This window comes from Rhodococcus sp. A14, assembly GCF_011603105.1.
Taxonomy (GTDB): Bacteria; Actinomycetota; Actinomycetes; order Mycobacteriales; family Mycobacteriaceae; genus Rhodococcus_F; species Rhodococcus_F opacus.
Genome location: NZ_JAAOQS010000090.1, coordinates 19,050 through 38,518, shown reverse-complemented (window position 1 = coordinate 38,518; position 19,469 = coordinate 19,050). Strand labels below are relative to the sequence as shown.

Annotated in this window: 15 protein-coding genes and 1 pseudogene; 12 read left to right on the top strand and 4 right to left on the bottom strand. The window is 59.2% G+C overall.

All coding sequences use genetic code 11. The features are described 5' to 3' along the window. Nucleotides 1-230: 230 nt before the first annotated feature. Nucleotides 231-2,495, bottom strand: a complete 2,265-nt coding sequence (locus G9373_RS33680; protein WP_206032936.1) for an acyltransferase family protein — start codon at nucleotides 2,493-2,495, stop codon at nucleotides 231-233. A 502-nt stretch (nucleotides 2,496-2,997) separates the two neighbouring features. On the opposite strand from G9373_RS33680, the gene G9373_RS33675 reads away from it, so the two are divergent. From G9373_RS33675 to G9373_RS46945, 9 genes are all read left to right on the top strand, one after another. Beyond that, nucleotides 2,998-4,518, top strand: coding sequence for a sugar transferase (locus G9373_RS33675; protein WP_167119137.1), 1,521 nt, complete (start codon nucleotides 2,998-3,000; stop codon nucleotides 4,516-4,518). 56 nt (nucleotides 4,519-4,574) lie between these two features. Beyond that, nucleotides 4,575-5,963 (top strand): O-antigen ligase family protein, encoded by a 1,389-nt coding sequence (locus G9373_RS33670; RefSeq protein WP_167119134.1) that lies wholly within the window; start codon nucleotides 4,575-4,577, stop codon nucleotides 5,961-5,963. After that, the gene (locus tag G9373_RS33665; protein WP_167119131.1) at nucleotides 5,944-6,792 is read left to right on the top strand and encodes a hypothetical protein; all 849 of its coding nucleotides are present in this window, start codon (nucleotides 5,944-5,946) and stop codon (nucleotides 6,790-6,792) included. The genes G9373_RS33670 and G9373_RS33665 overlap by 20 nt, the downstream gene beginning before the upstream one ends. A gap of 878 nt (nucleotides 6,793-7,670) precedes the next feature. Beyond that, entirely contained in the window at nucleotides 7,671-8,822 is a 1,152-nt protein-coding gene (locus G9373_RS33655; RefSeq protein WP_167119125.1) for a glycosyltransferase, read from the top strand. 1 nt (nucleotide 8,823) lies between these two features. Beyond that, a complete protein-coding gene (locus G9373_RS33650; protein ID WP_167119122.1) occupies nucleotides 8,824-9,990 on the top strand; it encodes a glycosyltransferase in 1,167 nt (388 codons plus the stop codon). Between the two features lies 1 nt (nucleotide 9,991). Next, on the top strand, nucleotides 9,992-11,275 hold the full coding sequence (locus tag G9373_RS33645; protein WP_167119119.1) for an oligosaccharide flippase family protein: 1,284 nt from the start codon (nucleotides 9,992-9,994) through the stop codon (nucleotides 11,273-11,275). A gap of 47 nt (nucleotides 11,276-11,322) precedes the next feature. Beyond that, entirely contained in the window at nucleotides 11,323-12,360 is a 1,038-nt protein-coding gene (locus G9373_RS33640) for a glycosyltransferase family 4 protein (RefSeq protein ID WP_167119116.1), read from the top strand. A gap of 57 nt (nucleotides 12,361-12,417) precedes the next feature. Next, entirely contained in the window at nucleotides 12,418-13,737 is a 1,320-nt protein-coding gene (locus G9373_RS33635) for a UDP-glucose/GDP-mannose dehydrogenase family protein (protein WP_167119113.1), read from the top strand. Between the two features lie 173 nt (nucleotides 13,738-13,910). Beyond that, nucleotides 13,911-14,300, top strand: coding sequence for a YdcF family protein (locus G9373_RS46945; RefSeq protein WP_240960886.1), 390 nt, complete (start codon nucleotides 13,911-13,913; stop codon nucleotides 14,298-14,300). A 95-nt stretch (nucleotides 14,301-14,395) separates the two neighbouring features. On the opposite strand, the gene G9373_RS33625 is transcribed toward G9373_RS46945, so the two are convergent. Further along, nucleotides 14,396-14,974: a cold shock domain-containing protein gene (locus tag G9373_RS33625; RefSeq protein ID WP_240960885.1), complete on the bottom strand. Its 579-nt coding sequence runs from the start codon at nucleotides 14,972-14,974 to the stop codon at nucleotides 14,396-14,398. A gap of 86 nt (nucleotides 14,975-15,060) precedes the next feature. Here G9373_RS33625 and G9373_RS33620 point away from each other — a divergent pair, with 86 nt between their 5' ends. Continuing rightward, nucleotides 15,061-16,383, top strand: a complete 1,323-nt coding sequence (locus G9373_RS33620; RefSeq protein WP_167119107.1) for an HNH endonuclease signature motif containing protein — start codon at nucleotides 15,061-15,063, stop codon at nucleotides 16,381-16,383. 133 nt (nucleotides 16,384-16,516) lie between these two features. Here G9373_RS33620 and G9373_RS46940 read toward each other — a convergent pair whose 3' ends face one another. Then, the gene (locus G9373_RS46940) at nucleotides 16,517-16,627 is read right to left on the bottom strand and encodes a LuxR C-terminal-related transcriptional regulator (RefSeq protein ID WP_240960884.1); all 111 of its coding nucleotides are present in this window, start codon (nucleotides 16,625-16,627) and stop codon (nucleotides 16,517-16,519) included. 141 nt (nucleotides 16,628-16,768) lie between these two features. Here G9373_RS46940 and G9373_RS33610 point away from each other — a divergent pair. Continuing rightward, a pseudogene (locus G9373_RS33610) lies at nucleotides 16,769-17,212 on the top strand (S8 family serine peptidase); the annotation flags it as partial. Further along, nucleotides 17,209-17,442 carry a hypothetical protein gene (locus G9373_RS33605; RefSeq protein WP_167119104.1) on the top strand — a complete coding sequence of 78 codons (234 nt, stop codon included), beginning with the start codon at nucleotides 17,209-17,211 and terminating at the stop codon, nucleotides 17,440-17,442. The pseudogene G9373_RS33610 and the gene G9373_RS33605, both read left to right, overlap by 4 nt. Nucleotides 17,443-17,460: 18 nt before the next feature. Here the strand turns inward: G9373_RS33605 and G9373_RS33600 are convergent, their stop codons facing one another. Next, nucleotides 17,461-19,353 carry a DUF4012 domain-containing protein gene (locus G9373_RS33600; protein WP_206032932.1) on the bottom strand — a complete coding sequence of 631 codons (1,893 nt, stop codon included), beginning with the start codon at nucleotides 19,351-19,353 and terminating at the stop codon, nucleotides 17,461-17,463. Nucleotides 19,354-19,469 lie beyond the last annotated feature (116 nt).

Genomic DNA, 19,469 nt, shown 5'->3' with positions numbered 1-19,469 from the left:
CCCGCTGCACAGGGTCTACCTCGAACAACCCACCATCATCGAGATCATCAGGCACGCCCCATCATCTCGCATACCCGACCATCACCCGAACACCCCGCCCGGCGTGTTACCGACCCACGCTCCTAGGTCATTGCATGTCCCTAGCCAACCTCGGTCTCCATTGCGTAGTCGGACATTCCCGCGTCATCTGTGAACATCCTCGCTCAGCGGGTGCGGGCTGCTGTCTCGAACTAAACCCCCAGACCTGCATCTCGGAGTGACTCGCGCACAACTGGCCCAAGCCGGTCCGAGAAGTCGGGCGTTACGTGCACCTTGTCCCGCTTGGTCGGCAAGGTGCCTGCGAACGCAGGGCAATAGGAACTTTCGCTACAGAACCAGCGCCGGGTTTCGAGGAAGTTAGCATTCTTGAACCTATCGGCGACGTTCCGATCGACTTCCTCAAACCTCAGCCAATCGGTTGTGACTGTTGTGACGCAGTCGGTCGGAGCACTCCGTCGGGTGTAGCACTGTTGAAGTTCCTTGTCCGCCGGTGGAGGCGGAAGCATGATCACCGTTGAGGCGTGAGAAGCGATTTGCGCGATAGCGTTCGCGACGGCGTCGGTTCGCTCAGGCAAACTCATTGGTTGTCCAGTGCTTACGAACTTTCGGTCCGCGTAATTGTTAGTAACGACGACTATGTCCGGACGGGCGGAACCCACCGACTGAATCTCCGAGGCAACGCGACCAGGGCATGCACTCTGCAGAGTTTGGTTTGGCGCCTGCAGATCTCCGATCATGAACGAGCAGCCTGTCATCGATAGAAGCTGGACTTTCCAAGCGCCGTTGCTGTTGTTCGCAACCCACTTGAATGCCTCCGCATATGCCATTGAGGTCGAGTCACCAACCATCGTAAGTGTGTGCGGAGCGGTTGTGCTTCCCCAGGTGCAGGCGGATAGAGCGGGCGGACGGGGTCCACCGCAATCGCTAACGTCAGTCCGGTTGGGTGATTCCGATATGACTTCGTCCATGGTTGGAGTTAGGTCCGGCGGCCACTGCTCGGCTTTGAGGGCGCTGTTCAGTTCCGCTGTTAACTTCGCCTGCTCCGGGCCTACCACGGCGGCCTTTGTGACGCTCAAGTTCGGTCCAGCGGAGGCAGCCGGAGGGAGCAAGGTTGGCGCGCTGGGTGTCAATGCGTACGCGGCGAGTCCGGCCGTTACAAGTGCAAGCGCCCCGATACCGATGCCTTGATTCGTCTCGCTCATCTTCAACGTCGGCAACCGCCATCGCGACCGATCGAGGATGCTGCGGTCCTTCGTCTCCTCGACGGTCGCGAGCCACTTTGAGGCTCGGATCGGGTTCTCGAAGAAGTGGTACGCAGCGATGGATAAGCCGAACATAAGGAATAGCGACGCGGCGAAGTAGTAGCCATTCCGGTCCATGAGTGCGCCGAGCAGGATGATGCTCGGCCAATGCCATAGGTACAGCGAGTACGAGATGTCGCCGACGTACGTGCTCAGGCGGTTAGTCAGAATTCCGAGGAAGCGGTGTTCGCCCCGCACGCCGGCGGTGATGACCAAGGCCGCGCCAAGCACGGGCACGGCTGCCAATGGCGCAGGGAATCCTCCACCGGCTTCGGTGATCGTAAAGGCGCCCAACGTGATCATGATCAGACCGAGCCATGCGAGGACTGGGCGCACAGCGTCAGGTATTCGGTCATAGAGGCTGATGGTGATTGCGAGAAGTGCGCCGATGCCCAACTCCCACACTCGAGTCAGCGTGGAAAAGTACGCCCAGGTCGGGTTACTCGCGGTGTCCAAGAATGAGTACACGAAGGATGCACTGACGACTGCGCCCATGACGCTGGCGGACAGTGCGAGGCGTGCGCGTCGCGACCAGGACTTGTGGGTGACCATTAACCCGATCGCCAGGATGACGGCAGGCCAAATGAAGTAAAACTGCTCTTCCACGGAGAGGGACCAGTAGTGCTGCAGCGGCGAGACCGCCCCCGACGCGTTGAAGTAGTCGGTGCCTTCAATTCCGAAGCGCCAGTTCGACACGAAGAAGAACGCGGCGACAGCGTCGAGTTCAATGGACTTGAAGCGACTCGCGGGGAAAATCAGGTATGCGGCGACGCACGTCACGGCGAGCACCAACGTTGCGGCGGGGACGATTCGGCGTACCCGTCGTCGGTAGAAGCTCGAGAACGAGATCCGCCCATTCTTCTCCAGGGTATGCAGTAACGAGCCGGTGATCAGGAACCCGGAGATCACGAAGAACACGTCGACCCCGATGAACCCGCCCCTGGGCCAGTGGAACAGGTGCGAGAGCACAACGAGCGTGACTGCGACCATTCGCAATCCTTGGATGTCGAGCCGCTGATGCGCCTTCGGCTCCTGACTTTTGTGCCCGCGGCTGCCGCCCTTAGACCCCGGAAGCAGTGAAGTAACCACGATCGACCCCTTGATGACTGAGCCCCCCGAGAATGTTTGAGGGACGAAAGGAATGTAGTCGTCCATCCGATTACTCGCAGTTTGCGGTCCCCGGAATCCGCTCAAATCATTCACGTGAATGACTAGTCCAGAATTGCTCAAGGTGGACCTTCGTGTCGACAAGACGACGATCCGTGCATCGAAGGCCCGGAAAGACTGCTTGTTACGCGGGCCTCGATATCGAGCGCTTGAGGGAACCGATCCGACCTGACTCACGAGTAGGATTCGGGCAAAATACCGGAACTTATCCTGGTACGCCAGGACCTTAGGCCCTATCCATGGTGTGCAGTTTGGTGTAGGCCGTGTCATTCATTCGATCTATATGCTCGTGACCTGCGCAGGAACCTGTTCTCGCGGTTGAACTCTCGTTGATGTGACTCTCGCCACTCCGGTTGTAACGAAGATGGTTGAAGGTGCGATCATCATCTCGGCAGCAAAACAGGGGGGGGGGCGGTCGTAAGTCACCGCCAACAGTCGCAAGACAGCAGCGCTTGCCGGCTTATTGGTTCTCAGGTGGAAGGCAACGAATGTGACCGCATTCGATGTTCCGCTCGGCCCCGCATCGGGTGCACCGGGTGCGACAACGGTCTCTTCGGAGACGGGACGACTCGGGAGTCGTAGAGAGTGGCAGGCGGCGTACATCCGGCGACTGCTGATCTCCGACACCCTGGTGGTGCTCGCTGCTGTCGCATTGGCTCAGTGGATTCGCTTCGGCGACAGCGGTGTTCTGACGACCGGCGAAGCTATCTACAATCTGAGCTACACGCTGGTTTCGGCGCTGCTGGTGGTCGCGTGGCTCGTGACGTTGGTGATCTTCCGTACCCGCACCATCCGGGTCATTGGTAGCGGGCCCGACGAGTACCGCCGGATATTCGTGTCGACTGTGCGTCTCTTCGGGTTCATCGCGATCCTGGCGCTCCTTTTCAGGCTCGACCTGGCACGCCTCTACTTGGCTATCGCGTTTCCGGTGGGCTTGATTGCCCTGATGGTGAACCGCTGGGTGTGGCGCCAGGTGATCACGCGCAAGCGTTCGCGTGGAGAGTTTCAGACGTCCGTCCTGGTGGTCGGTGGGGAACGTTCGGTGCGGAATCTTGCCGAATCGTTTGCCCGCGGCACCGCTGACGGTTACCGCGTTGTCGGCGTCTGCATCCCGGGGCATACCGGAACGCACGGCGACAAGATCACCGTGAACGGGCGTGAGATCCCAGTACTCGGGGATGAGCAGGACGTGGTGGAGTCGCTGGCGTTCTGCCAGGCCGACACAGTGGCGGTTACGGCAACGGAGCACCTCGGTCACGACGGAATGCGGGACCTGGCGTGGGCACTCGAGCCTCACCATGTCGACCTCGTCGTCGCCCCCGGGATGATGGACGTGTCGGGTCCTCGGCTCTCGATGCGCCCTGTTGCCGGCCTTCCGCTGATCCATGTGGAGAAGCCGCAGTACCACGGTGCGCAGAGGTTCTCGAAGCTGTCGTTCGACTTCGTGTTCGCGACGCTGGCGCTGATCCTGATCAGCCCGGTTATGCTGGCGGTCGCAATCGCGATCAAGCTGACCAGCAAGGGCCCGGTCTTCTACAAGTCGGAGCGGATGGGCCTGGACGGCCGACCGTTCCCGATGCTCAAGTTCCGCAGCATGGTGGTGGACGCAGACAAGCAGGTGGCCTCGCTGATGAAGGCCAACGAGGGCGCCGGCGTGCTATTCAAAATGCGTGAAGACCCGCGGGTTACGAAGGTGGGTCGCTTCATGCGCAAGTTCAGCATTGATGAGCTTCCCCAGTTCATCAACGTTCTCCGTCGCGAGATGAGTGTTGTAGGCCCCAGGCCGCCGCTGCGCCGCGAGGTGGAGGCCTACGACGGCACCGTGCGGCGCCGGTTGCTCGTGAAGCCAGGTGTCACCGGGCTGTGGCAGGTGAGTGGACGATCTGACCTGTCGTGGGAAGAGACTGTGCGGCTCGACCTCTCATATGTGGAGAACTGGTCGATGATGGGTGACTTGCTGATCATCGGGAAGACGGTGAGGGCGGTGGTGGCGAGTGATGGGGCGTACTAGTTCCATGGGTGCGGTATTACCAGACAGAATCCTGGGTCGGCACGAAGGTGAGTAGTATGTACGACGATCCCACGGTCTTCGTTTCGGTGATCTGCTTGGCATCACTTGGACTGGCCCTATTCGTCAGCATGAGTCCGCCGTTTCGTTTCAAGGTCGCGGGGGGCTTGGCAGTACCCTTGTTCTTCCTTCCGGGTTTGCCGCTATCGGTAGGTCAGATCTGTTTCCTCTTAATGGGTGCAGTTGTGTTGGTCGACCGGCGAATTGTCGGGCACGCGACTAGCGTGACCGTATTGCTAAGTCTGGTCACGCTTGCCACTCTCCTCTCGACGATTTGGTCTCCTGATATCGACGAGGCCACCGGCGAGATATTGCGGCTACTGATGTTCTCCTCTCTCATCTACTACGCCGTCGCGTTGGCGCGGCAGAATCTGGAAAACCTAGACCACGCGCTGGCGTGGGCGGCCCCTTGGTTGATGCTGCAGGCAATACTCGTGATCGCCTTCCGATTGAGTCCGGACTCCGAGACTGCATTCTTGCAATCTAGGTTCGCCACGGTGATTGTTGGGCCATTCGCCCGTTCTCTGTTTAACGGATCGCCTAACAACGTGCTGGACCCTGTCAAATCGGGGGGATTGTTTGTCAACGCGAATGTCGCTTCGATGTATGGCGGCATTTCTCTATTCGTACTACTAATTCTCTACCGAAGGACCAATAACAAGATCTGGCTCTTCGCGGCAACGTTTGTATGGGCGTCGGTATTCTTCACGGGGTCGAAGACCGGTATCGCACTCGCCATTGCTATGCCGGTGTTGGCCTTCCTCATGAGCCGGTTGCGGTCCAAATCAGGCGTGCAGTACCTCGCACTATCGGCCGTAGTCACTTTACCCGCAACATTGAGTCTAATCCAGAAGTCCCTACTCCAAGTGGCACCAGGATTCTCCGGCGAGTCGGAAAACAGCTACGCCACCCGAACCGAAATTTGGACGGCCGCAGCATCGATGTTCGAGGATCGTCCATTGTACGGCCTTGGTTTCGGCGGGTGGGAAGAACGGATTGGAACCTACATCGGCCGAAGCGATTATCCACCGCATAACATCCTAATCGACGCATGGAGTAAGACCGGGATCATCGGGGTTCTGGCCGTATCTTGTTTCTTGGGAATTATCCTTATCCGGTACATCGTGGTGGCGCGATCCGCAAACGACAAACAACTCTTGCAAGTCAATGCGTACGGGATGGCCGCGTGGAGTTGGGTATTTATCCACGGGATGGGTGATAACACTGGAATCTACGGTGAATGGAAGAGCATGTTCCTTCTTGCAACTCTAATTGGATACCAGACTGTGGCGGTGGACCTCGCGTCGCGGAAACCGCTCGATTCGCAGCGTTTCACGGATTCCTCCGCCAAACTGGAAGGATTAATCAATGCCGCACCTCGCGTCTAAGTTAGCGAATGAAACCGCATCTCTATTTGCTCAGGCCCGGGCACGCAAACCATTCGCCAAATACAATTGGTTCTGCGATAGCCCGCGATCAGTGCCGGTCGTGGTCAGTGTTACAACCTTCCCCAAGCGTGTTGGCAGTCTGCGAATTACACTCCGCACCATTCTTCGCCAAACAGTGAAACCCGATAAGATAGTCATTACTCTGTCTGCCGAGGAATTCCCGGATAAACAGCCGCCTGCCCCACTTGTTGACTATGCAACACGAGGCGTTGAGTTCATTTTCGCCGATGGAAATACCAAGAGCTATAAGAAGCTGCTTCCCGCGCTCTCTAGGTACCCGGACGCGATCATTGTGACTGCCGATGACGACGTCCTATACCCGCGGACCTGGCTTAAGAGCCTGTTAGATGCTCATCGAGGCCACCCAGAGGCGGTCATCGGACATCGAGGGACGCGGATACTGGGCTCAAAGAACGATCTGGCTCCTTATGTCGAGTGGCCACAGGCAGATATCTACACGCCTGCGTCCCGCATATTTCTCACCGGCATGGGGGGAATACTATACCCGCCGCGCACCCTTCCCGACGACGTCCATGATCTCACCCTGGCATCGTCGCTCTGTCCGACGGCAGATGATATCTGGTTCAAGGCAATGACACTCTTGCACAACACGCCGGCCCAGAAGGTGTCCAACGGATTAGGAAGTTTCCCAACCTTGAGGCGAGCTCAACGAAATTCACTGCGCTCGATAAATGTCGAACAGGGTCGAAATGAGCTTCAATTTCGGAATGTGATGAATCATTTTGACCTCTGGGACCGTCTCTGCTGATCAAATCGCTCGCGCAGTAATCACAAGTAAAAGCGCGCGAGTAGGACAAAAGAAGGAATCAGTGGCGCACCTGAATGGCGTTTCAACCAGGGAGGCGAGAACCCCACTGCTGAGCAATGGTATTCAGGAGAACGTTAACGTTACTCGCCGCGAGAGGAGAATCAGTGAACCTGCGTATCGCATTTGCAAATTGTATCGGTGCTTCGCCGCTAATCCCGTCCCGCCTGCGAGTGATAATATATCGGCTTGCTGGGATTGGGATACATCTGAGAAGCTGGACTGCGCCCGCAATCTACTTCCGAACTTCAAACATAACCATGGGACGAAACTCCTCAATAAATCACGGATGTGTATTTGACAACCGGGCGTTGGTCAAAATTGGATCGAACGTAGGTGTTGGCGCTGGCGTCAAATTCATCACCAGCAATCACGAAATGGAAGATCCTCGATCGCGTGCAGGTGCCGGTAGCGTGCATCCAATTGAAGTTCGGGACGGTGCTTGGATTGGAAGCGCAGCGGTAGTCCTTGGTGGAGTGACAATCGGCCAGGGCGCGGTAGTTGCAGCTGGGGCGATCGTACGGCGCGACGTTCCAAACCATGAGTTGTGGGGCGGTGTGCCGGCCAGATTTATTAGGTCATTGCCGCAGGCAGAAGAATCGAAAAATGAGTGACATGCTGCAAGCATTCGGACCAGTTGGCAACAAATGGCGTCTAGCGAGATTTTCGGTCGATAGCATCGGTCCTCTTATCGTTCGTTGGTCGGCTCCGCAAGCTGACCAAGTCGGTCCTGTGTGTCTTCCCATGCGATCCAGCGCATGTAGTGATCGGTTCCAAATTTTTCCGATGAAGCACAATTCGTTCCCGATTGGGAGGCATCAATGGTTGGCGTGATTGTCCACGAGTGGATCGAACGCACTGGTGGCGCCGAACGGGTAATTGATGCATTTACTCGCATTATTCCCGGTTCTGACATAGTCTGCCTTTGGAATGACGCTCCAGGCAGATATGCAGACTCTTTAGTTCATGAGAGCATATTAGCCCGGACTATTCTCAGGAAGAGCAAAGCGCTCGCGCTTCCGGCAATGCCGGTCTCGTGGAGATACCGTCGTGGATACGACTACGAATGGGCGTTGGTGAGCAGTCATTTGTTCGCGCATCACGTTCGATTTCGTGGAAATGACGAACTCGAAAAGTTCGTCTACGTACACACGCCTGCTCGCTACATTTGGGATCCGGGCTTAGATTCGCGCGGAAATTCGACGCTTGTTCGAGCAGTGGCGCCCCTCTTCCGGTCGATTGACCGGAAGAGCGCTGGTCGCGTTGAGAATTTTGCAGCGAATAGTCGCTTTGTCGCAGACCGGATATCTCGTTTCTGGAATGCGGAAGCGAGCGTAATCTATCCACCAGTTGCTGTGGAATCTATTCAGTCGGTATCCGATTGGAGCGAAAAGCTCGGTCTTGAAGATTGCCAGATCGCCTCTTCACTACCGTCGGAATTCATTCTTGGAGCATCACGTTTGGTGGCATACAAACGTTTGGATGCTGTAATTCGGGCAGGTGAGCTTTCGGGGTTGCCGGTCGTGATAGCTGGGTCGGGGCCAGATATCGAGAGAATTCGGAGTGTCGCTGAAAATGCGAAAGTGCCCGTGTTCCTGCTGGGTGGCGTTTCTGACGAGTTGCTCTACTTTCTGTACTCCGTGTGTGTCGTGTACGCATTCTTAGGGGTGGAGGACTTCGGAATTATGCCCGTTGAGGCGATGGCTGCGGGAGCGCGTGTGGTAGCGAATAGGGTCGGTGGTGTTGGGGAAAGTGTGGTAGACGGTGAGACGGGAGCCTTATGCAATCCGGATGACCCTGAGTCTCTGCGAGATGCGATTCATCGCGCTGCGAAATGTAACCGGTCAGCAAGCCGTGCCTTGGCGTTGCAATTTGACGAATCGAGATTCGCGAATCATATCAAGGACTGGGTCGGGCATGACCGAATTGGCCGCCATGCAGATATGATTAGCCTCGGCAGCGGGAAGGGATGAGATGAGCTCACGAATTGTGATCCTCTCGACAGCGGATTTTAATAGTTCCGTCTGGACGAATAAGCAATATATGGCGGTTGGGCTCGCTCGACACTTCGACGTTACCTATATCGAGTCTTTGGGGTTGCGCACTCCCACTTTTAAACGGTCAGACCTGGGACGAATATTCAAGCGGATCTCCACCCGCGTTGGTGCCGGTGTCGATGCGGGAGATACCGGAACGGACCCCGTGCCGGACAATTTATCTATTTTATCGCCTAGAGTTATCCCATTTCATGGAGTGGTCCCTTTTGCGGCGATCAATCGGAAGTCATTGAACTCGCAACTGCTGTCGGCCGTTGATATCAGCCCTGGCGACGTTCTCTGGACGTTCTCACCGTTAACATACGGCGTAGAGCAGCATTTCTCAAAAGTGATCTATCACTCCGTTGACCTTCTGCACACCTTGCCTGGAGTGCCTTCGAGCCTTTTACTTGCCGCAGAGCGTAACCTAATCGCTCGTGCGGACCATGTAGTTGCCAGCAGCATCGGAGTCAAAGAGCATCTAGTTTCTCAGGGTGCGGCTAATGTGCTTCTGTGGGAGAATGTGGCGGATGTGGATCGGTTTTCCGCGAGGACTTCAAGCCATCGCAAACCGCGTGCGATTTTCGCGGGAAACTTAACGCCAACGAAAGTTGACTTTGGATTGCTCACGGAAATTGCGGATCGGGGAATCAGTCTGACGCTAGCGGGTCCTGTGAGTATCGACGGTGTTGAAGGTGAGAGACAACTGCGACCACTTCTGGAGCACGAATGCGTCGAATACCTTGGAAATTTGGGTCTTGACGATCTAGCGGATGCCTGTGGCGAGTCTATGGTAGGCGTCATTCCGTATGTTCAGAATGAATATACTAGCGGGGTCTTTCCGCTAAAAGTATATGAGTACTTGGCGGCTGGACTCGACGTTGTTAGCACTCCAATTCAGAGCTTGGTGGCGGCGGCACCCGAAGACGTGTCTATTCTCAATTCTAAAACAGAGTTTGTAGATACAGTGCAGATGCGTATTGCGGAATTCGACAACGAAGCCGCTGTTCGGCGGAGTGGCGACGCATCGGCGCACTCATGGTCAACGAGGATTGCACAGGCCAAAGACTTGGCCAGCGTGCATAAGCCAGTTGAGGCGCAATAGCATGTCGGCGGTTCGTGAAGTGATGGATAAGGCATCGGTACCACACCGAATGACTTCTGTGATGCGCAATGAAAAAGTGCGCAGTATGGGTGCCTATGCTCTCGGCCCAATCCTGGGCATTCTCAGTGGCCCAATCCTTGCGCGGGCGTTGGGTCCAGATGGTCGAGGTCAATTTGCCAGTGTAATGGAACCGATAACGGTTGCCGGTGCGGTAGCTGGTTTAGGAATCCCGGCAGCGGTGGCGTACTTTATAGCACGCGGCGCCGACGGTAAACTGGTCTACCGTTTGGGATCATTGCTGGGGACTGTCCCTGCGCTTGCTACGTATGCATTTATGATTTGGTATGCCGGTATCGTCAGCGCGGAGCAGCGGATCTCCTTTTGGTTTCTTGTCGCAGCGTGGTCTGTGATCGTTGTTTCATCTCTTGTTCAGTTACGTCGGGGGTATTGGCAGGGTCGTGCGAATTGGCTGGTCTTGGATAAGGAGCGAGCGTACTTCGGAATTACGCGGTTTCTCTCTGTGTTCGTACTCGCGGCGATTGGTATTTCTACCGCTCAATTCTTCGTGGCGGCGTCTCTTCTTTCCTTCGCGGCATGCGCGTCGATTCTATTTTGGTCTGGAGGCAGATTTCGGATTGGGTATCATCCTGATCGCCCTGCCTTTGTGAGATATTCGGTTATGTCCTCGGTGGGAACTATAACTGCAGTCGCGACTTCACGCTTGGATCAAATCTTGATGCCCGTGACGTCGACGAGTGAGCAACTCGGGTTCTATGCCGTTGCTGTGACTGTTGCTGAGGTGCCGCTCGTTCTCGCAGCGTTGGCTTCAAGAAATGCATTTCAGTATGCTGCTTGCGGAAGAACTAATCGTCAAATTTTTATTGAAGTGCGAATTTTCTTTTTTGTATGTTTTCTGCTGGTCGTAGCGCTGGAGTTGTTAGCGCCGTTGGTGGTTCCGTTAGTGTTTGGGTTGCCCTTCGCGGCGAGCGTCCAGTCGATCCAGTTCCTTGGATTCGGAACGTTAGCGACATGGGCTTCGCTTGTGTGCGGCGCAATTATTGGTGGACGCGGGTACCCTGCTCTTTCTTCCTTGATCTCGGCGGTATCCCTGGTCATTACCACCATATTCTTTGTTGTAAATTGGTCGTCGGTGTCAAGTCTATTGGCTGCGCAGATCTCGTTGGGAAGTTCTTTGGTCGCCGCCTGTATCGGTTTCGCAATATTATTGGTTAAGAGGGCTCCGGTTTCGAGCGTTGAGTCCAGAGTCTTAGCCGACGGAGCATGAATAGTCCAGACTGTGAATGAGGGTTTATTATGATTAAGGTTGCCGTGGTGGCCAGCTCCGAATTGGCAGGTGGCGCTGAGGAATATATTTATCGATTATATCGAGAATTGGCCGATACAGGCGCCGTCGACGTGACCCTGATCGGAAGTCTTCCGCACTGGGATGCGTCTGTTGGGGAGTGCGTTCCGAGTGGTGTTACCCGAAAACTTACCCGCCGTCATCCAATGTTCGGTCAGGCAATTAGGACGATTCGTTCAGTTCCGGAGATGGTGCGGGCGCTTGATGTGGCGAAACCGGACATCGTGCACGTGCAGTACATGAAGGAAAAGTTGACGTTGCCGCGGTTAATCCGCGAGCGAACACCGATCCTGTGGACCGAGCACGGTCCATTGCCGACGAACTTTCCGCCAGGTGCTCGAAGGTACCTCTCATGGCAGTCTCGTTCAGCCCGCGTGATTGCTGTAAGTGAGGGTGTGAAGGAGTCTTTATCTCGGAGCGGCATTATCTCAGAAGTGATCCCAAATCCGTTTCCTGATTGCGGGCTTGAGCCTGAGCAAGTTAAGGCAGGGCCTCGTTGCGAACCGGTTCGTCGCGTCGTCGGCTACGCCGGACGAGTTCACGAGAGTAAGCGCGTGGACTTGCTTGTCGATGTGGCTGCGCAGCTTCCTGAGGTTGACTTCGTGATCGCGGGTGACGGACCGGCGAAGGGCATGCTGGAGACGCGGGCATCCAGCAATGTGAAGTTTCTTGGTCACGTCGACGATATGGCAATGGTGTATCCAAGTCTCGATTTGCTTGTGATTCCAGGTGGACAGGCAGCTCGCGAAGGTTCACCTATGGTCATGTTGGAGGCGCGTTGCTTCGGCCTGAATGTAATTGTTGCGAATGACTGTCATGCACTGCCGGAGGCCATGGATCTTGGCTGCTCAGGGTTTGAGCCGACCGTGAGGGGGTTGGGACTTGCCATCGGCGAGGCAATCAACCTGCCGCGTCGCTCATTGCCAACCGCGATTCGCGAAGCGCGATCCGTACGGAACTGGGCCCGTGGTCATCTCGACGTCATGAAGGCGCTTATTGCTGTGTGAAGCCGATCTTGCTGACGTTGGTGGCGATGAGAAGTGCGAGAGATACGGAAGAAGTAGATGCGATTAACGGTGTTTGGTACTGGCTATCTCGGTGCCACCCATGCGGCATGCATGGCTGAACTGGGTCATGAAGTACTCGGCGTCGATGTCGACGTGGCCAAGCTCGCCAAGCTCGAGGCAGGCGAGGTGCCGTTCTACGAGCCGGGACTCGAAGAAGTCCTGAGGCGGAACATCGCTGCAGGACGCCTTCGCTTCACGTCCTCCTACGAGGAAGCGGCCGAGTTTGCCGACATCCACTTTCTCGGCGTAGGCACCCCACAGAAGAAGGGGGAGTTCGCTGCCGACCTGAAGTTCGTAGATGCGGTCATCGAGACCCTGGCACCTCTTCTCACCGGGCCGGCGATGATCTTCGGTAAGTCCACCGTCCCTGTCGGCACTGCCGAAAGACTGGGCGCGCGGGCACGTGAGCTGTCAGCGGCCGGAGATGCCGTAGAGGTAGCTTGGAATCCGGAGTTTCTGCGCGAAGGCTTCGCCGTCCAGGACACGTTGCACCCGGATCGTTTGGTCCTCGGAGTAGACCGCGATCGTCCCGGACGGGCTGAGGCGGTCGCGCGTGAGGTGTACTCGCAGCTTCTGGATGAAGGCATTCCCTTCCTGGTGTCAGACCTGGCCACCGCCGAACTGGTGAAAGCTTCCGCGAATGCGTTTCTCGCGACGAAGATTTCGTTCATCAACGCGATCGCCGAGGTGTGTGAAGCGTCCGGTGCCGATGTGACGGTGCTGGCGGATGCGATCGGCCACGATGCTCGAATAGGGCGGCGCTTCCTCAATGCCGGCCTCGGCTTTGGCGGCGGTTGCCTCCCGAAGGACATCCGAGCGTTCATGGCCCGGGCAGGTGAGCTGGGTGCGGACCAGGCGCTCACCTTCCTGCGTGAAGTCGACAACATCAACATGCGCCGTCGCACCCGCATGGTCGAGCTCGCGCGCGAAGCATGCGGTTCACTGTTGGGCGCGAGGGTCGCGGTGTTGGGTGCGGCATTCAAACCGGACTCCGACGATGTGCGTGATTCCCCAGCCCTGAACGTCGCCGGCCAGATTCAGCTGCAGGGCGCCGCGGTCAACGTGTACGACCCCAAAGCAATGGACAACTCACGGGCGCTATTCCCCACACTTGGCTACTCGGACACCGCATTGGATGCGTGCGAAGGGGCCGACGTCGTCCTGGTGCTGACCGAATGGCCTGAGTTCCAGAAGCTTCAGCCCGCAGATCTGGATTCCGTGGTTCGAAAGAAGGTCCTCATCGATGGGCGTAACTGCCTCAATCCGCAACAATGGCGCGATGCCGGCTGGACCTACAGAGGTCTTGGAAGGCCGTAGCCGGACTTCGGAGAAGCTCGGAGGATTCTCGTCACGCGGTGCGAGGTGATGCCGTCTACTCTGGGACCGGTGCGGCGATCCTTGCAGTGAGTGCTCTTGGGGCTGCGGCTGTAGGAGTGGCCGGCCTGGGTGGGGCCGGCCACTTCGCTTACACCAAGTCGCGAGTCGATCCGATGAGACCTGTCGATGCCATCATCGTGCTCGGTGGCGAGCGCGACGGTCGCGAGGAGTACGGGATCGAGCATGCGCGGCAGGGTGTCTCCGCGAACGTCGTGCTGTCGCACCCGTACTGGAGGGGCGACCCCAAGATGGCGGAGTTCTGCGCCATCCAGGATCAGCGGTTCACCGTCACCTGCGTCCCGCCGCAACCGAGTACGACACGAGGAGAGGCGCTGTTCACCCGCGACCTCGCGGCGCAACACGGGTGGAACAGCGTCATGGTGATCAGCTGGCGGTATCGCGTGCCGCGTGCGCGGTACATCTTCTCGCGGTGCTTCGATGGCGACATCGTGATGCGGCCGGTCCCACGGGACTACGACTTCGGCGTCGCCCACTGGGAGTAAATCTACCTCTACCAGAAGGTCGGGTTCGTCAAAGCGTTCTTCCAAGGGCGTTGCTGAATCCGCACCATCGTCGGCGACGAGTGCGGTAGGCCGCTCTACTCCACCTTCCGAACGTCCAGTGCGCGGTAGTGGTAGCCGTCCTGCTTTCCGCCCACCACTGTCTCGGGCTCGAATGTCACCTGGTGTCCTGGCGTTAGCGAACGAAAGCTTGAGCCGGCGACGTTACTGAAATGCGCCCACGCGCCACCCGGTGTGGCCTCGGAATCGATCACGCCCCAACCCTCTTCGTCGCTCCAGGTGCGCACGATCCCGGTGGTGCGGTCGGCGGGGATGCGTGGGGGCGCAGGAGGGAGGTCCGCTTCTGTGAGCTCCCTCGCCGTGCCGTTGGGAAAGGTGAGCCACACGTGAGACGAGAATGGGCTGTCCGAGGCCGGCGCGACGTATGGTTCGCTGCCCTTGGGCCACGCACGAATCGTGTAGAAGTTGCACCCATGCATGGGGCTGTCGAGTGCGTCCCACTCGAACTCCACCTGCTGGCCCTCACGAAGCGCGGGGAAGCCCTCGACCGCCACGCTGTGAAACAACGTCCAGCATCCACCCGGGGTCTCGTCGGAATCGATGATGCCGTGCATCTCCTGGATGCTCCAGCTACGGACGACGCCGGTAGTTGTCATGCCGCCATTGTCGCTTGGCGCGCGCTCGGAGGGGCGAACACGCGCGGGACATTGACCCGAAAGTTTGTTCGAACCATGATTCAATCATGGGGCTCGGGGGAGATATCCAGGGGGCGTTGTCGGACGAGATTCTGGCGACCGCGGTCGGTGATGCGTGGCGTCTCGCCGAGACGGAATTGCTCGAATCCGTTGTTCGTATCTCGGAAGAGATCCAGAGGCTCGAAGCCTTGCGCGTCAAGCTCGTCGGTGCCGTCGACCACCGCTGCAACGTCGACGTGCTCGGATTTCCGAACGCGAAGATGTGGCTGGCTTCCAAGACATTGCTCGAGGTAGGTGCGGCGGGACGAATCGTGCTGTTGGGCCGAGGTTTGCGTCAGCAGCCCGAGATTGCAGACGAATACTTCGACACCAACATTTCGGCGGAGCACACAGCGCTGATTATGAAGTTCTGCGAACGTCCGCCCAAGGGTATGCCACTCGAAGCGATGGACGACTGCCGAAACGCGTTGCTGTTCGCCGCAACCGGTCCCACTGCCAACACCGACGCAGTGCGCGCCGTCAACGCCAGGCTGGAACGCGCCTTCGAATCCGACGACCCGCCGCCCAGCGAAGACACCGACCTCAACGAGTTCCACGCATCCAAGACACTCAACGGCCGCGTCGCCATCAAAGGCGACGTGGATGCCGTCGCCGGCGAAATGCTGCTCTCGGCGCTGTCCGGACTGTCCAAGCCGCGACCCGCGCAGGACGGCACCAAAGACAGCCGCACGCCCGGACAGCGACGGGCCGACGGGTTCACCGAACTTCTTCGGCGTTACCTCGACTCCGGGATCGCCGGCGAAGACGGCGGAGAACGGCCGCACGTCTCCCTGCACGTCAGCCTTCGCGATCTAACCGACCACACCGAGTGCAGCGCACGCGCAGAGCAGCAGGATGCCGCCGCCTCGCCGGACGGCGCACTCTTCGCCGTCGACGGAGTCGCCTGGACGGAGTGGATGGGGCCGTTGAGCCTCAAGGCAGCCCGGCTCCTCAGCTGCGATTCGATCTACACGCCGATCCTGCTCGACGAGAACGGGGCGCCACTCGACCTCGGTATTTCCACTCGGGCCGTCACCAAGAGGCAGCGAAAAGCGTTGGTGGCGAGAGATCGAGGATGCGCGTTCCCCGGATGCGGTGCGCCGCCGTCATGGTGCGAAGGTCACCACATTGTTCACTGGTCCGAAGGAGGACCCTCCGACATGGGCAACCTCGTGCTGCTCTGCGGATTCCACCACCGCTTGCTCCACCACAGTGACTGGGAAATAGAAATGGGAGCCGACCGGCACCCCACATTCATCCCACCCCGGCAAGTCGACTGGGAACGGAAGCCGATACCGGCACACAACCGGGGTCGGCCCCGAGCATCCTGACCCGGCACACGCACACCACGCCGACTCTGCAACAGGACAATTCCTGTTGCCGAGCCGGCATGTCGTCGTGCCCGGAGTCCGGGCCAGCCGTCAGACAACCGTGGTCCCCCTCGACTCCCCACAACCATTGCGATCAGCGACATCCGAGCCTCATACACGGACGGTAGATAGGACCCTCCACCGTCTCCACCGACACGAACAACCCATACGCGATCTGCCGATTCGACAATCCAGCCGCAACCATCGACCCACCTCCCGCCACGGCTCGTCAGGGGGAGTGGATGAGCGGCCTCCACCAGAGCAGGAGACGACATATGGTCGCGCCGGGCCGACAGGGCTTCGGCCGTGGCAGCGCACTCGATCGAACGCCGCTCCTCTCCGGCATGCGTACGAGACGGCGGGCGGCCGGGCACTGGCATCGGGGTCACTGATCGTCGCGGCAGCCGGCAACAACGCGAACCGCGCGGCAGGGAACACGGGATTCGTGGGTCCACCCGCGAACAGTCCGTCGATCATGGCTGTCGCAGCGCTCGACTCGACGCTGGGGCTGGGCAACTTCTCGGCTCGCAGCAACCCCGTCATCGGCGGGCAGATCGATGTGGCGGGGCCCGGGGTGGGCGTGTTCTCGACCGTTCCCGTGCCCACGCGGTACGGCGCGAAGAGCGGGACGAGCATGGCGGCCCCACACGTCGCGGGCATCGCCGCGCTGTGGTGTGAGGCAACCGGACGCACCGGAACCGAGCTGTGGGCCGTCCTCACCCAGAAGGCTCGAAGGCTCATGCTGCCGTCCCTCGACGTCGGGTCGGGATTGATTCAGGCACCCGCATGATCGGGATCACCGTCACCGTCGACGCCGACCACCTCGACAACATCGAAGCGGTCGGCGCGGCGCTGCGACTCCGCGGAATGCGTATCGATCAGGTGCACGGCACAATCGGAATCATCTCCGGTGCAGTCGGAGAAGAGGAATGCGCCGTGCTCGAGTCCGTACCCGGCGTGCAGTCCGTCGAAACGGAGAACACCATTCAGATTCCGCCGCCCGACGCGGACCCGCAGTAGCGGCGGTACCCGAACGGATCAGCTACCGCAATTCGGCACGTCGACCGTAACGTTCGGCGAATCGACCAACGGCTGCACCGGAACCCGAGCCTCGCCAGGGGCGGTGGGCTCGGTGAGCTCGAACGTCACCTCGGTCGTCTTGCCCCGAGGAATCATAGCTCGGACGTTGAAGACAGGGTGACCGAGTTCGGTGCCGGTGAAGACGAACTGCTGAGCGCCGTTGACGGTCACCTTGCCGAGCGTCGCCCCGCGGGTGGCGAGCAACGACAGGTCGACGGCGTTCGTGCCCTTCGCGACATTGCCGACGTTCTCGAACAACCCCGCAACGTAGTCGGGGAACTCGTCGGCAGGTGTGTTGTTGGTCAGGCGCACCGTGACCGTCGACGATCGGGTGTCGTCGACACAAGTGTCGGCCACGTAGTCGATCTCACGCGTCAGGTAGTAGTCGAGCTTGTTTCCACCCAGATTGTTCACCACCACACCCGCATACGGTGCCGCATCGTCCGGAACGACATTGCCGACCTTGGTAGTCGAAAGCACATGCTGGAGGGCGGGGTCCGCACTCCATACCGCGATGCGACCCTCGCCGGCCGCCTTGCCTAGCGCGTCAAGCAGGGCCTGCGGGGACGAGAGCTTGCCGGTCATCTTGTCGACCACTCGTGCTGCGACAGTCTGCAAGTACTGCTTGCGGGCCTTGTTGTCATCGGCGAATCGCACATACGCGGTCGATTCGGTGAGTTCCACAACGTTGTCCTCGGTGATCACCTCGCCGTCCGGCATCGTCACCGGGCCGATAGCACCGAGAACATAGCTGAGCGCGACAGGATCGGTCGCGACGACTCCGTCCACCTGCTCACCGGACTCCTGCGCCCACAGCGACTTCCAGATCTGTGCGGCATACGGGAAGTGCGAGCTGAGGTTGCTATTCCGGAAGTCGGTGGTGGGCCGGCTGGGGCCGTACCGTGCCTCGAACTCGGGACCGAGATCGAGCGGTTGCTTGGCCATCGACAGCTCCGAGTTCGCTGCGAGCGTGTCGACCTTCGCGCCGCCGTCGTTGGCGCGAACGATGCCGAATCCACCCAACAGCCCACCGGTTCCACGCGCCTCGGCGTTCGTCTGGAATCCGAGGAAGTAGTTCCGCGGCCCGTCCCCACCGAGCATCGCCGGCACCACCTTTGCGGCGATCGCGGTGTTGCTCAGCAGATTCGACAGCTCGGCCGTCTGATCCTGCAACGCCGTGCGCGCCTCGTTCACCACGTCGAGGTAGGTGGCCTCGTCGATGCTTTGTGCCTGATCCGACAGTGATTGGGCGGCAACGGATGTCTGATCGAGCACCGGGACGGCACTGCGCAGCGACTGCACGTTGACGCGGCCACCGCTCTGGATCAGCTGATCCGGGGCCAGGGTGCTTCCGGCGTCCACGGCGGGCGTCAAGACGTCGTGTGTGAGCCCCCGCACGACCTCGGAGATCTGCTGAGAGGTTGCTAGCGGGCTACCGAGAACCGGGACGGCGGCGGAGATGCTCCACGGGATCGAGTGCGTGTTCTCGTAGGCCCGCGACGCGTACTTGTCGGCGTCGGCCGCTGACCGCTGGGCGTCCTCGGTGTTGCCGTCCAGCAAGGCGTCCTTGGCGAGCTGCGCGTGGCTGCGGGCTTCCTCGAGGTTCGCCTGCGCCTCGCGGGCGGTGAAGCCCAACCACGCGCCGAAGGCGACGACGACCACCACGGCCACCGAGCCCCCGATGATCACGCGGCGCCGCAAGCGATGCGACCGCACCCGGGGTTGGTGTGTCCGGCGTTTACGGACACGTCGAACCGGGGTGTCGCCTGCCGCCTGAGCTCCGTCGTCCGAACCGCGATTGTCCGGGCCTGACGTGCCGAAACCCGACGGGCCCGTGACGTTGTCGTTCATTGCTGCTCGGCTCCTGTCTGAGGGTGTGGAGAGATTATCGTGACGTATCGCTCACCGCCGCCCCTCGTGTGGAGGGCGGATGATTTGCCCAGTATTGTCTAGCCCAGGTAACGAAC